The organism is Cytophagaceae bacterium ABcell3 (genome assembly GCA_030913385.1).
GTDB lineage: Bacteria > Bacteroidota > Bacteroidia > Cytophagales > Cytophagaceae > ABcell3.
Genome location: CP133159.1, coordinates 3089537 through 3102452 on the forward strand (window position 1 = coordinate 3089537; position 12916 = coordinate 3102452).

The 12916-nt window shown below is 38.2% G+C and carries 12 protein-coding genes; 9 read left to right on the plus strand and 3 right to left on the minus strand.

What is annotated here, in order from left to right; translation table 11 throughout:
• The first annotated feature begins 261 nt into the window (after window positions 1–261).
• From RCC89_12505 to RCC89_12535, 7 genes are read left to right on the plus strand one after another with little or no spacing between them, the layout of a single operon-like run.
• Window positions 262–573 (plus strand): metalloregulator ArsR/SmtB family transcription factor, encoded by a 312-nt coding sequence (locus RCC89_12505; GenBank protein ID WMJ73978.1) that lies wholly within the window; start codon window positions 262–264, stop codon window positions 571–573.
• 56 nt (window positions 574–629) lie between these two features.
• Window positions 630–1436, plus strand: a complete 807-nt coding sequence (locus RCC89_12510; protein ID WMJ73979.1) for a sulfite exporter TauE/SafE family protein — start codon at window positions 630–632, stop codon at window positions 1434–1436.
• Between the two features lie 11 nt (window positions 1437–1447).
• Window positions 1448–2860: an MBL fold metallo-hydrolase gene (locus RCC89_12515; GenBank protein WMJ73980.1), complete on the plus strand. Its 1413-nt coding sequence runs from the start codon at window positions 1448–1450 to the stop codon at window positions 2858–2860.
• Between the two features lie 15 nt (window positions 2861–2875).
• Window positions 2876–3439, plus strand: coding sequence for a YeeE/YedE thiosulfate transporter family protein (locus RCC89_12520; GenBank protein ID WMJ73981.1), 564 nt, complete (start codon window positions 2876–2878; stop codon window positions 3437–3439).
• 13 nt (window positions 3440–3452) lie between these two features.
• Window positions 3453–3935, plus strand: coding sequence for a YeeE/YedE thiosulfate transporter family protein (locus tag RCC89_12525; protein ID WMJ73982.1), 483 nt, complete (start codon window positions 3453–3455; stop codon window positions 3933–3935).
• 36 nt (window positions 3936–3971) lie between these two features.
• On the plus strand, window positions 3972–4586 hold the full coding sequence (locus tag RCC89_12530) for a class I SAM-dependent methyltransferase (protein ID WMJ73983.1): 615 nt from the start codon (window positions 3972–3974) through the stop codon (window positions 4584–4586).
• 18 nt (window positions 4587–4604) lie between these two features.
• Entirely contained in the window at window positions 4605–5552 is a 948-nt protein-coding gene (locus tag RCC89_12535; GenBank protein ID WMJ73984.1) for a DUF3365 domain-containing protein, read from the plus strand.
• A gap of 75 nt (window positions 5553–5627) precedes the next feature.
• On the opposite strand, the gene RCC89_12540 is transcribed toward RCC89_12535, so the two are convergent.
• From RCC89_12540 to hrpB, 3 genes are all read right to left on the minus strand, one after another.
• A complete protein-coding gene (locus RCC89_12540; GenBank protein ID WMJ73985.1) occupies window positions 5628–7145 on the minus strand; it encodes a DUF5982 domain-containing protein in 1518 nt (505 codons plus the stop codon).
• A gap of 115 nt (window positions 7146–7260) precedes the next feature.
• Entirely contained in the window at window positions 7261–7968 is a 708-nt protein-coding gene (locus tag RCC89_12545) for an MgtC/SapB family protein (GenBank protein WMJ73986.1), read from the minus strand.
• A 574-nt stretch (window positions 7969–8542) separates the two neighbouring features.
• Window positions 8543–10864 (minus strand): ATP-dependent helicase HrpB, encoded by a 2322-nt coding sequence (gene hrpB, locus RCC89_12550; protein ID WMJ73987.1) that lies wholly within the window; start codon window positions 10862–10864, stop codon window positions 8543–8545.
• A gap of 270 nt (window positions 10865–11134) precedes the next feature.
• Between hrpB and RCC89_12555 the strand changes: the two genes are divergently transcribed.
• Window positions 11135–11941 carry a hypothetical protein gene (locus tag RCC89_12555; GenBank protein ID WMJ73988.1) on the plus strand — a complete coding sequence of 269 codons (807 nt, stop codon included), beginning with the start codon at window positions 11135–11137 and terminating at the stop codon, window positions 11939–11941.
• Between the two features lie 130 nt (window positions 11942–12071).
• Entirely contained in the window at window positions 12072–12791 is a 720-nt protein-coding gene (locus RCC89_12560) for a hypothetical protein (GenBank protein WMJ73989.1), read from the plus strand.
• Window positions 12792–12916: the final 125 nt, after the last annotated feature.

Below are 12916 nucleotides of genomic sequence, written 5' to 3' on the forward strand. Positions count from 1 at the left end.
AAAAGCTGCCGGATTTTTTCTGGCAGCTTTTTTTATATTATCCTTTTGCGTAGCCCTTGAGCTTTTTAAGCACAGATTTAAAGTTTTAGATTCCCTGTAGACTTATCGAATTACGACTTTGTTCATGCCATTTTTCAAATGACAAAAATTCTTAAAATTTCCATTCTAACTAATATTTGCCAATATTTTCATATTATTTTTTTAACATATGAAATTTTTTTCATATGTTAGCGTTATGGTTATAGAAGAAAGGAAATATGTATGAATAATTCTGATACTAGACCGCAAATTACTCCTGAGAAACTTGAAAAAGCATGCAGGATACTTAAAGTTATCGCCCATCCTGTAAGGATGTCAGTGATTGAACTACTGGATAAGTATGAACAATTAAATGTGGGAGAAATTCAGGAGCATATAGAAATAGAACAAGCGGCACTTTCTCACCATCTAATCAATATGAAAGATAAAGGAGTTTTGCAATGTTTTAGAGATGGAAAAAATATGGTATATTCTTTAAAAGAAAAGAAGATTGTGAAGATATTGGATTGCCTTTCCCAATGCGAAATGGAATAATTTTTTTTAAAATATATGCAATTATCTAAATATGTAAATAATTTAATATTTTTATGATGGAATTTTTGGGTTATTGTTTAGCAATTCTAATCGGGCTTTCTCTAGGCCTTATAGGCGGGGGAGGATCTATACTGACAGTACCGGTGCTAGTATATATTATGCAACTTAGCCCATTAAGTTCAACCGCATATTCATTGTTTATAGTAGGTATTACCTCACTGGTAGGAGCCATTGGGTATTTAAAAAAAGGCCAATTGTGTTATAGAGCGGCAGCAGTATTCTCCATTCCTTCTTTTATAGCTGTATTTGCAACGAGAAAATATTTGATGCCTCTTTTCCCAGACCATATATTGAACCTTGGCAATTATGTTGTTTCAAAGCAGCTGATGATAATGGCCATTTTTTCAATTCTAATGATTGCTTCATCTTATACAATGATTAGACAAGGGAATGTAAAAGGAAATGACGCTGATTTATTTGACCGGAAAAAATTAAAATTTAATTACTCTTTCATAATGTTGGAAGGGGCTATAGTAGGTGTGATAACTGGGTTTGTAGGTGCAGGTGGAGGTTTTTTGATTATTCCTGCACTTGTATTGTTGACAGGGTTGCCAATGAAAATAGCAGTAGGTACATCATTGTTAATTATTGCTGCAAAATCATTAATAGGGTTTACAGGAGACCTTTCTGCAGGCTTATTAGTTGATTGGCCATTTTTAATAATTTTTACTAGCTTTTCCATCATTGGAATTGCTTTGGGCACCGTTTTATCCAAAAAAATTAGAAGCGATGTCTTAAAACCAAGTTTTGGTTGGTTTACCTTGATTTTAGGTATTGTAATTTTAATTAACGAAATGTTTTAAATAAAATAAATATGAAAATAGAGCAAATTTATACTGGTTGTTTGGCACAAGGTGCCTACTACATTGAGTCTGATGGCAAAGCGGCTATTATAGACCCTTTAAGGGAGGTTGATCCATATATCCAAAAAGCAGCGCAAAACAATGCGACTATAGAATATATTTTTGAGACACACTTTCACGCAGATTTTGTTTCCGGACATTTAGACCTTAGTGCAAAAACCGGAGCATCCATTGTGTACGGTCCAACAGCAAAGCCTTCATTTGACGCTATTATTGGAACAGATGGACAAGAGTTTAAGTTAGGCAAGCTTACTATAAAAATGCTGCATACTCCTGGGCATACGATGGAAAGTGTGGTTTATTTATTAAAAGATGAAAAGGGTAAAGACCATGCCATATTCACGGGAGACACCCTTTTCCTTGGTGATGTAGGAAGGCCGGATCTTGCACAGAAAGCGGCTAATGTTACCAAAGAAACATTGGCTGGATATTTATATGACAGCTTAATGAATAAAATAATGCCACTGGCTGATGAAGTTATAGTTTACCCAGCCCATGGCGCAGGAAGTGCATGTGGAAAAAATATGATGAAGGAAACTGTTGATACGCTTGGCAACCAGAAAAAAGTGAATTATGCGCTCAACCAACCTGATAAGGAATCTTTTATTAAAGCTGTTACAGACGGTTTACTCCCTCCTCCAGCATATTTTCCTATGAATGTTACAATGAATAAACATGGTTATGAAAGTTTTGACCAAGTTTTAAATAATGGGTTAAAAGCATTATCTCCAGATGAGTTTGAAACATTGGCAGAGACTAATGCAGCTTTGGTTCTTGATACACGTTCTCCTGAAGTTTTTTCTAAAGGATTTATTCCCAGATCTGTAAATATCGGTCTAAACGGTGATTTCGCACCTTGGGTAGGAGCTATGATTGGAGATGTTAAACAGCCATTGCTATTAATAACAGAACCTGGAAAAGAAGAAGAGGCTGTGACGCGATTGAGCAGGGTGGGGTTTGACAATATTCTTGGGCATCTGTCGGGTGGTTATCAATCATGGGTTAAGTCTGAAAAGGAAATTGATACCGTCAATCGTATTGAAGCAGAAAAGTTTTCAGAAGCATTGAAAACAGGCAGCAAAGTAATAGATGTTCGTAAAGAAAGTGAATATGCAGCTGAACATGTAGAGGGTGCATATAACCGCCCACTAGCATATATTAATGACTGGATATCAGAAATTGATCCTAAAGAGCATTTCTTCCTGCATTGTGCTGGAGGTTATAGAAGTATGATTGCAGCATCTGTGTTACAAGCAAGGGGATATAGGAACTTTTCAGAAATTGAAGGAGGTTTTGGGGCTATTAAAAAAACTGAGGTTCCTAAATCAGATTTTGTTTGCCAAAGTAAGACAATGAATGTATAACAAAAGCACTAAACAATGATAGAATTTATTTATAAGCCTTGGCCATGGTATGTGGCCGGGCCTCTCATAGGCTTGGTTGTTCCCTTGCTCCTTATTCTGGGAAATAAATCTTTTGGAATAAGCTCTTCTTTACGGCATATATGTGCGGCATGTATGCCAGCCAATATCCCTTTTTTTAAGTACAATTGGAAAAAAGAGGTCTGGAATTTATTCTTTGTGACAGGCATCCTTTTAGGGGGAGTACTCACGGCTACTTTCTTTTATAACCCAGATCCTGTAAATATAAATCCAAGTCTTGCGGAAGAATTACAGGCATATGGAATTACAAGTTATCAAAACCTGGTGCCAGAAGACCTGTTTAATTGGAACACGTTATTTAGCTTAAAAGGCTTTCTGCTGATGGTAGTAGGTGGGTTTTTGGTGGGATTTGGAACCCGGTATGCTGGAGGCTGCACCAGCGGTCATGCTATTATGGGCTTGTCTACACTACAGTATCCATCGCTCATTGCAACCGTTAGTTTTATGGCAGGAGGTTTTCTCATGGCCAATATTATATTACCCCTAATTCTTTCTTTATAAATACTTAATAATTATGGAAAATAAAGAGGCAATAAGAAATCAAAATGCTATTTGCACAAACGAAAGTACGTTACAACATAAATGGTGGCATAATATCAAGTACCTGCTGGTAGGACTTGCCTTTGGAATCGTATTTGTAAAAGCTGAAGTAATTAGCTGGTTTCGTATTCAAGAGATGTTTCGTTTACAGTCTTTCCACATGTATGGGATAATTGGTAGTGCTGTAGCGGTAGGGGCGCTTTCAGTATGGATTATTAGAAAGTTTAATATCAAGACTATCTATGGAGAACCAATTGTTTTTCATTCAAAAACTTTTAATAAAGGACAGATACTAGGAGGGTTGTTGTTTGGTTTCGGTTGGGCAATGACAGGTGCATGTCCAGGTCCTTTATTTGCTCAAATCGGTACGGGCGCAACTGTCATATCGGTCACTTTGTTAAGTGCTATTACAGGGACATGGGTTTATGGGCTTTTGAGGGGTAAGTTACCACATTAATGAAATAATTGGGTCGAACCGTTAAAAAGATAATGTATGTCAAATATATCCAGAAGAAAGCACTGGGAAAAAGTGTTTGAAGAAAAAAAAGCAGAAGAAGTAAGCTGGTACCAGCCAATACCGGAAACTTCAATAAACTTAATCCTATCTGTAAACCCAAAAAAGAACGCTCCGATCATAGATATTGGTGCAGGGGATTCTATGCTCATTGATCAACTTATATCTCACGGATTTACTAATATATATGCTCTGGACATATCTTCAAAAGCTTTGGATAAGGCAAAAAGACGTTTAGGGGAAAAGGCGGACCTGGTAAAATGGATAGTTTCAGACATTACCCACTTTAAACCAGACACAGCGTTTGACTTTTGGCATGACAGGGCTGTTTTTCATTTCTTAACAGATAAAAAAGATGTCGAAATGTACCGGTCCATTGCAGCATCATCCGTAAGGGGGGATATGAGCATAGGAACATTTGCACCGTCAGGCCCTTCAAAGTGCAGCAACCTGGATATCCAACGATATTCAGCTGAAGAACTGAAAACGGTGTTTAAAGAGGGCTTCACATGTGAAAATTGTTTTGAAGAAGCCCATCTTACACCTGCAGGAAAAGTACAAAACTTTACATTTTGTTTGTTTAGAAAATCATAACACTCTATAAAATTTTTTATGAAAGAAAAGCATATTTTAACTTCTACACTTTTATTGGTCTTGGCTATTGTTATTCATGCTTGTCAAACTACAACAGAGAAGGAAAACAATAACCTAAGCTTAGAAGAAAAACAGAAAGCTGTGGGGTTGTTTCAAGACGGCTGCGCATCATGCCATTCACTGACGAGCTCTGAAAAACAAATTGCCCCAGCAATGGATGAAATACGAAAGGCCTATTGGTCAAATAGTCAAACAGAATTCTCCAGTAAGATGACAAAATTTATCCTTGCCCCCTCAGAAGAATTGTCCATGATAAAAAAGGCAGTTGAGAAATATGGAATTATGCCAAAAATACCTTTTAAAGAAGAAGATATAATGTTGGTTTCAAAGCTTATTCATGAAACAGATTTTAAAACACTCAAAGAGGAGGACTGGTTGGCGCTTAGCAAAAAAAACAATATTTCAGAGGATAGTATAAGCTATGAAGAGAAAGGCAGAAAAATTGCCAATGGCACGAAAGCTACCTTGGGCAAAAATTTAATGAAGGCTATTCACGAGGGTGGTAGTGTCTATGCGGTGGAGTTTTGTAACACAAAAGCTATTGCACTTACAGATAGTATGGCTGGGGCTTATAAGGCTTTGGTAAAAAGGGTGAGCGATAAACCACGAAACCCTGAAAATATGGCCACAAACGATGAGCTTAAAATTTTAAACACATTTAAAGAAAAACTGGCTAAAGGTCATAAAAACATCACAGAAGTACAGACCCAAAACGAACTGGTAACTGCTTACTACAGTATCGAAACCAACCAAATGTGCCTTCAATGTCATGGAAAGCCCCAAAAAGACATTGCGCCAGAAACTTTTACAAAAATTAACAAGCTTTATCCTAATGACAAAGCAGTTGGGTATGATGAAGGTCAGGTGAGGGGGATGTTTGTGGTTGAATTTGAGAAAGGGCAATGAAAAGCAACATGCCATCATGATATAAAACTAATGAAAGTCTAAAATTGACTTTCATTAGTTTATTTTTAATTATTATTAGAATATATGTCCAAACCCTAAGAAGAACTGACCACCTTCACGGCTTTGTGCATAATCTAAACGCAATACAGTTGATTGATTCCAAGCGACCCTGCCGCCTATACCTGGGGCACCTCTCCATTGACGTAAATTTATATCTGTTAAATTGTCCCACACACTACCCATATCATAGAAAGGAGTAAGGCCTAGAACAAAGTGTTGGTTCAGTAACCGGAAGTCATACAGACGGGTACGCATTTCCAAGTTGATCAAACCAACCGTAGGAGCTAAGAACCTTGCCTCTCTGAAACCACGGAGAGAACGCTCGCCACCCAAAACCAATATACCTCCAGCTTCCGCTTGGCTAGATAAATCCCACATTTCTATAAAGTTGATATTGGATCCAAAAATATGGCCTAAAGCACCCATACCAGCAAAGGTTATACGGCTTTTTCCATTTCTCCATCTTTTTAAGGTATGGATAAATTGACCTTGCAACATGAACTTATTGAAGTTAAACTGGGAACCAATAACCGGATTAGAGAACTCATGTGAGTATTCTAAAAAGATACCTTTAGAAGGATCTGGCTCAAAGTCCCTTGTGTCATAAATTAATGCACCGGCCAACATACTGGTAAATTGAAACCGGTCTGAGAAGCCAGAGAGATTAAACCTATCCCAAGTACCATCATTCATTTGCTGATGGAATAATGTTTCCCTGTTAATGGCTTCCACTTCTTCACCTGCTGCGGTATATGCTTCTTCGGCTACCCTCCCAGTATAATCTTCAAACTGCGTAAACAAAGCCTCATATCCGAACATAAACCTTAACCTACCATCCATAGCCGTTCTTTCAAATAGAAGGTTGTAAAGCATTTCCCTTTGAATGAAGTGGTTGTAATGGAAGTCCGTCACGTATTGACCATTTCCATTGAGCGGTACTGCGGTCGCCAAGTTGTCTTCATAATTGTTGACTCTGTTAAACCTTCTTTGTGCACCTATTCTGCCCTCACTTTTATCAGCAAAAGTCAATGGCTGTAAGGTTTCTCTACCTATGCCCCAATATTGCGCATGAGGGTCTTCCCACAATACAGCATCAGCACGTAACCTCCACTTAGTGTTAAAAATATAAGGGGCATCTAAATTTAATTCATACCTTACTCTACCGTTCTGAAATATGAAGAATTCTGTACTCACACGGTACCTATATGGTGTGTAGTAAAAAAACGGGTCTTCTCTGGTCCTGTTTTGATACATAAACAGATTACCACCTGCTCCAAAGCCTCGGATTGGGTCAAATTCTACCCTAGGTAATCCAGTAAAGAATATACCTTCTTTTTTGTCTTCAATATCCTGTGGAGAAAGTCTTTTTTCTTCTGCAATATCAAAAGGCAGAGGAGGGATAGTGTCTGGATCAGTCCTAACTGTATCCCTTAAAATTGTTACCCCTTCGGTTTCTCCTTCTGGAGCAGGAACTTGTGCAAAAGCTGTATTAAGCAACAGCAGGCATGTTGAAACTAGGTAAAAGTTTTTCATTATAATTATTTTTCGTGGTTAACTCCAAGGTTTTTGTATCCCTTGTGTTAGAGAGTATGTATATCAGTGGTTGGTAAGAAATTCAGAAATTTAGCTATCTCAGATTTTTTTATTTTCAACCTTGTTGCTCTTCATTCACCTGCCAACTTACCTCACTTACTCCATATTCAAGTGTCAACTGGCCAGCCAATTTTTCCATAAGTTGATCGAACTTGCCAATGGCCATAATTTCAGCATCTACATAAGAGAAGGCGGGGCTCCCATTGTCGCTGCTCTTCAATGACCTCAGCTGTAAGTGATCATCTTTCTTTACTGCGTTCAAGATCATTACTCTAATATGGTTCTCCACTTGCTGTTTGCAACGGATTCTAAAAGCGTAATAATGAATGGCCGAATCATCTTTTTTAAAGGTAAACCTGTTCATTTTCAACCCAAGTGGCCTTAATAATAAATGGGTGCCTGCAACAGCAGCAGCGGTTACTACAGCCTCTGCCCATAAACCGGCTCCTGCCAAAGTCCCTACAGCCGCGGAACACCAGATGGTAGCTGCTGTATTTAAACCTGAAATATTGAGTCCGCTTTTCATTATAACACCAGCACCGAGAAAGCCGATACCTGTCACAATTTGGCCTGCAACCCTAGAAGGGTCACCCATATCGTCCGTTAAAGATTGAGAAAGGAGGATAAAAGCTGCCGCACCCATAGAAACGAGTGTATTGGTTCTAAGACCGGCGCTCTTTTGCCGCCATTGCCTTTCCAATCCTATCAAAGCACCTAAAACAATGGCTAAAAGCAACCGGAAAATAAATGCCGTAAACATCATTTTTTACCTCCTTTCGTGAAAAAATGAACAAAAACTTTAAAGGAGGTTATTCTTTTGTAAGGCTTTGAATGGTGAAAACATGGCTTGTTTTCAAAACCAAAGGTGCAATTATCATAAGAAGATTTTCTGTTAAGGATCGCTAATATTTTCATGACTATACGTTTTTGTTCCCGCTTAAAGGGAACCATGGGTCATAAGGCAGTCCTTTTGCGGGAGGGTTAAAAATTCACAATCTGTTGTTCGGGATCGGGATTACTGTCCATGTCGTGATTATTTATTTTATTTGTACAAAAGTAACCTCAACGATTTGTAAAAACCGTTAGAAAGCTATTAGAGTTTTATTAGAATTTTATTAGAAAGGCATTAGCAGCAAGCATTATTGACCTATAATTACTTTATAAGGTTTGTCAATCACCTTTTTTTCAGTGAACTAAAGTTAGTAAACATTAAATAGGGTACACCTAAAAGTAAAATTGATTATAAAAAAAAGAGTGCCTTAAAAGACACTCTATCATGATAGTTTTACGAATTAGAGTTTATAGCTATTGTTTTATTCCCCAATTTATCGAACCTATTACACTATTCGCACCAAGGTTTTTCCTTCATTGATAAATAATTCCTCATTCTTTGGCACATCCTCTTCAGCAGTTTTAACATAGGGCGGTGCCCCTTCTGGATTATAAGTAAGCATTACCACAGTACCTGAAGATGCAGTAATGGTTGTAGGAGCAAGTTCGTCCAACAGCCTCTTTTGTTCATCATCTAAAAAAACGGATAGAATGTCCAGCAGTTTTAATGCTTTTAGCTCATCAGGTGTATTAATGGATTTAAGGTATTTCCCTAACCAGTCATAGTTAGTAAGTAACAGTGCGTGTGTACTTACGTCAGGCCATCCTTCCTGAGGACGCCATTTTCTTAAGCTAAGAACCCGGTTTTGCCATTGAATTACCTTTTCATTAAACGCTAATAATGACTTGCCTTCTTTTCTAATCGCATCCGATATAGCCCTCACCTTACTGTGTTCTTCGTCTGGAGCAGGAAGTGGCTGAGACTTTAGGACAATATTTCCTATACTCAAATCTAATGTAGCAGAAAGCTCGCCATCTTCAGGATCCCACTTTACTACTTCTTTTTGTTTTACAAGAGGGGCCAGGTCTTTGGGGTTTAATGGAGAGGCTAGAAAAACTTTGCCTGTATCCTCCCTTGCATTCAGGTTAGCAATAACCAACCATGGTTCATATGCCAAATCGTCTTTGTGGGAAAAAGAAGCATACTTGCCATTAGCCAACTGGAACTGTGAGTTGTTTCCCGGTCTGGCACATGCAATCCTTTCAGGATATGCATAAGCCAAAAGCACGCCTGTTTCATAAGGGTCATGCGCCTCATTATCTGCTTCTATATTGAACATTTTTCTATAAGAGTGGGCAATTCGTTCAACCCTGCCCAACAACCTGCCCTTACCTTGTTCCTTTCGGTACTTTCTTAATACATCGATTCTGGCGTTAATGTCTACACCAGCTTCCCTTACACGAGACAAAGGGTCTTTTTCTTCAAGAAGGGCCGCAATGTCTGTGGCTAAGGACAGGGAGTCTGCTTGTTGAGCCATTAACAACATATGGCCAATCCGAGGGTGACATGGCAGTTGGTGAACCGCCTTGCCATGTGCTGTGATTTTACCATCTTCAATGGCACTTAGGTGTTCCAATGTTTCCCTTGCAGTGATTACGGCACTTTTAGGCGGGGGGGTAACCCAAGTCAATTGGTTAGGATCTATAATGCCCCAGTGGGACAGGTCTAGCATAAGCGCACATAAGTCTGCCTCCAGTATTTCAGGTGTTCTGTGTTCTGCCAAACGATAGTGATCTGCCTCGTTCCACATTCGGTAACAGGTGCCAGGACCTAATCTTCCAGCCCTTCCGGCACGTTGGTCTGCAGAATCTTTTGATATTTTAATTGTTTGAAGCCCCGAAAGCCCTGACATTGGGTCAAACTTTTGAGTTCTTCCATAGCCTGTATCTACCACAACGGAAACTCCTTCTATAGTAAGACTGCTTTCTGCGATAGAGGTTGCCAAAACCACTTTTCTTCGTCCCTGTTTATCAGGCATAATAGCAGCATACTGTTTGCCCGGTGGCAACTGTCCATAAAGAGGCAAAATTGCAAAGCCTTTTAGTTCCTTTTTTAAAAGATCCATGCATTTTCTTATTTCTCCTTCACCTGGCAAGAAAACAAGTACATCTCCTTGCTTTTCTTTAATAGCTTTATGTACTGTGCGTGCTGTAAGTTCTGGCAGAACCACTTCATCTTGTCCACCCGTATAAATAACATCCACTGGATATTGACGGCCTTTGCTTTCTACCACAGGAGCCTTAAATTTTTCTTTTAACTGTGGAATGTTGAGCGTGGCAGACATGACCACTATTTTCAAGTCGGGGCGGTAAACCTGCTGAACTTCCCTGCATAATGCCATTGCCACATCAGCATGAATGTTTCGCTCATGAAACTCGTCAAAAATGACCATTCCAACATCCTCCAAAGTCTTATCTCCATGAATCATTCTGGTCAGGATACCTTCAGTGAGAACTTCGATCTTAGTTTGGTCAGAAACCCTAGTCTCGAAACGAATTCTATATCCTACAGTATTTCCCAAGGAGTCATTCAGCAGCGCTGACATTCTTTCTGCAATGGTTTTCGCTGCCAACCGACGTGGTTCCAACATCAAAATTTTCTTACCTTTTAACCACGGCTCATTCATAAGCGTTAGCGGCAACAAGGTGCTTTTTCCTGCTCCAGGAGGGGCACTAATAATTAAAGTTTGATTTTCCTGAAGCTGATGTTGTACATCCGATATAATTTCTGTTACCGGAAGATCAATATTGTAAGGGTTAAAAGACAAAATCTTGCTATATTTTAAGTAAAGACAGTGCGAATTTATGACTTAAAACACATAAATAGACAAACTCCGTTCATAAAAAATATATACACTTAGGAAGTATCTTAAAAAATGGTCGGAATGTTTTTGGGAATGTATGGCAAAAATTGAAAAAGCAGCTTTTAGTTCGTTCAAAAATATGACAAAAGGCATCTACAACAGTGACTCAAAGCACCTAAGCTTTACAATAAAAAAATTAAATTTGTGCCGTACGCTTAAAACTTGTCTACAGGCATGAATGATCCTATAAATACAGAGCCCGTCAATAACACAGAAGAGCAAGGCTATACTCTAAAAAGTAAAGTTTTTGAAAAGCTAAAGTCATTTTACATGGCTGATCTAAAAAAAGAGGTCAGTATTATAGGCTTTACTTTTTCTCGACTTTACTTATTTCTGTTAGCTCCTGTATTCCTTTTGGCATCTGCTGACATAATATTGATCAGTTTGCTTGTTAACGCAGGGTTTTCGGTCTTAGGAATGATTGCCATGGGAATATTTGGACTCACTACAGCAGCCTTATGTGGTTTTTCTTTAGGTATGGTACTTAGCATTAACCGAATCATGAATGCTGTAGAAAATATACTGGATCTATGTCTGGTTTTTACCATTAAAACCATTAGAGAACTGGAGCAGAAAGCAATTGTGTGGTTTGGAGATCACGTAAAAGTATCTTCCACCGAAATTTTGAACCAGGTCTCCTCTGATGTCCAAGAAGAAATTAAAAAAACGCTGAAGAAAAAACTTGGGGTTTTGTCATACCCGCTTAATCAGGCAATTGCTAAATCTATGGCACATGCAACAGTAGAAATCAATGACTCTGTTGGAAAGGCCGTACATTCCTACACAACTGATACCGGAGGGAAGTATTTTTCAAAATACATTTCCATATCCATTGAGTATATTGAAAGCTACCGTGGCAAACTGCGAATTTATCTTGAGAACAGCAAAAAAACGCTTTTGAAACCTTTCCTGATGATTTTAGGGATATACGGAAGTGTATCAGTTGTGGTATTTCTCCTTTTGATCTGGCTATCAGCTTAGAAAGTTTCGTGGCTCAACTTTCAACCCCATGATCTTTTCTTCAAGAGAGAGATTATTTAAAAATAATCTCTGGTTCATCCATTAAAGTTTCTATTATTCATTTTATATTAGAATTTACTTTAAGCAAACAATGGGAGAACCTGCATTTAAAATTAAATATACATTTTCCAATTTTTTAACCGATTCAGCAGTTCAAGAGCCAAGCCATTTTGTAAATGAATACAAAATAAAGATTTGGTTGTTAGATTCTAGTGATCAAAAAGTAGAGCTTGTAGGGAAGGGGAGGTTTTCAGTACTCCTTTTTTCTCTGGCCGAGGAAAATGGTTGCCCACTATTTGACATCATGGATGTTAATGATCATGTATTAGAAATGTCCGCTTACCTATTTTCACACGAAGAAGAAAGTGACTATTGGGAAAAGATTGATAATTATTACTCAGAAGAACCCCTGATTGAAAACTTAAATATAGGGTTTCTTGAAAGGTTAGAGCTCTTGCCCGAATACAGAGGGTTGGGAGTAGGCGAGCGGGTGATACAGGATATTGCTTCACGATTTTATAATTCATGTGGCTTAATTGTTGCCAAAGCTGTCCCTTTACAGCAATCTGAATATTTGCTCCAAACCAAGTGGGGCAAAAAACTGAGGCTAAATAACTTATCTAATGATGAAGAAACCGCTTCTTATAAATTATATAATTTTTTTCAAAAACTTGGTTTCGACAATCCTTTTCATGAGAAATACTTCATCGCCAAACCAGAACACATAGTAAGAAAGCTTGTTGAAAAGCAGGGAAATAACAATTCCAACTATGATAGTTTGGAAGATGATGACTCGGAATTGCCATTTTAAACCTGGATTATGCATTCGTTATGAGGGGCAAAAGAACAAAAAATCAGTATATTTAATTTGCAAAGCATAGTGGTTCAATGGTTAAAAACCTAATGCGAGCGAAGCGCTTGATTTGAAGTCATTTT

What these genes read in the sequence shown, in the direction of transcription:
- RCC89_12505 (WMJ73978.1), top strand. Translation starts at nt 262, where the DNA reads ATGAATAATTCTGATACTAGACCGCAAATTACTCCTGAGAAACTTGAA.
- RCC89_12510 (WMJ73979.1), top strand. Translation starts at nt 630, where the DNA reads ATGGAATTTTTGGGTTATTGTTTAGCAATTCTAATCGGGCTTTCTCTA.
- RCC89_12515 (WMJ73980.1), top strand. Translation starts at nt 1,448, where the DNA reads ATGAAAATAGAGCAAATTTATACTGGTTGTTTGGCACAAGGTGCCTAC.
- RCC89_12520 (WMJ73981.1), top strand. Translation starts at nt 2,876, where the DNA reads ATGATAGAATTTATTTATAAGCCTTGGCCATGGTATGTGGCCGGGCCT.
- RCC89_12525 (WMJ73982.1), top strand. Translation starts at nt 3,453, where the DNA reads ATGGAAAATAAAGAGGCAATAAGAAATCAAAATGCTATTTGCACAAAC.
- RCC89_12530 (WMJ73983.1), top strand. Translation starts at nt 3,972, where the DNA reads ATGTCAAATATATCCAGAAGAAAGCACTGGGAAAAAGTGTTTGAAGAA.
- RCC89_12535 (WMJ73984.1), top strand. Translation starts at nt 4,605, where the DNA reads ATGAAAGAAAAGCATATTTTAACTTCTACACTTTTATTGGTCTTGGCT.
- RCC89_12540 (WMJ73985.1), bottom strand. Translation starts at nt 7,145, where the DNA reads ATGAAAAACTTTTACCTAGTTTCAACATGCCTGCTGTTGCTTAATACA.
- RCC89_12545 (WMJ73986.1), bottom strand. Translation starts at nt 7,968, where the DNA reads ATGATGTTTACGGCATTTATTTTCCGGTTGCTTTTAGCCATTGTTTTA.
- RCC89_12555 (WMJ73988.1), top strand. Translation starts at nt 11,135, where the DNA reads ATGAATGATCCTATAAATACAGAGCCCGTCAATAACACAGAAGAGCAA.
- RCC89_12560 (WMJ73989.1), top strand. Translation starts at nt 12,072, where the DNA reads ATGGGAGAACCTGCATTTAAAATTAAATATACATTTTCCAATTTTTTA.